Source organism: Mesorhizobium sp. M4A.F.Ca.ET.050.02.1.1 (assembly GCF_003997725.1).
GTDB lineage: Bacteria > Pseudomonadota > Alphaproteobacteria > Rhizobiales > Rhizobiaceae > Mesorhizobium.
The window spans coordinates 1-600 of the sequence record NZ_RZSG01001421.1; the positions used below are offsets into that span (position 1 = coordinate 1).

Sequence of the window (600 nt, forward strand, 5' to 3'; positions counted from 1 at the left end):
TCCGAGCTCGTCCTGACCACCGCGCCGGCAATGCGCAGGCCGAGTTCCTCGAATGCGTCGGCGTCGCCGGTTTCCCGCGCGGCTTCCGCTTCCGCCAGCAGCGGCGCAAGCGCCGGCAACGGCGGCAGGCGCGGCGCGGCGAAGCCAAGCCGCATGGCGCCGGGCACGTCGGCGACAATGCGCTCCATATAGGTCGGCGAAAAATGGAAGGAGAGGCAGCGGTCGCCGGCGCCGTGCTCATGCCCGCACTCATAGCAGGCGCCGGGATTGCCGAGCAGGATCGCGCCGGGCGCAAGCATCGCCGTGCCCTCGCGTGTCCGGTAGCGGAACGTGCCCTGGGTTACCGCGGCAACGCAAAAGCCGCGATGCTCTTCCTCGAACGGGCTGTCGCCGACGCCGGCGGTGCACACGACGTCCGACACCTGCCAGCCCCGGCCCGAGACGATTTTCTTCTCACGCGTCGTCATCGCCCGAAAGTTAGCAATTTTCCCCAAGCGCAGAACCCTTTCCTGCCTCTATTGGTCGTGCTCTCCTGACAAACGAGGCAGTAGTCATGATCGGTTCCTTCGCTGAGGCCCTGCACAGCGGCGAGCCCAACCC

The 600-nt window shown here is 67.3% G+C and carries 1 protein-coding gene; it reads right to left on the reverse strand.

Annotated elements, in window-relative coordinates; all coding sequences use genetic code 11:
* Positions 1-467: AraC family ligand binding domain-containing protein (locus tag EOA33_RS37915; RefSeq protein WP_190234543.1), on the reverse strand; the 467-nt coding region annotated here is incomplete at its 3' end.
* Positions 468-600: the final 133 nt, after the last annotated feature.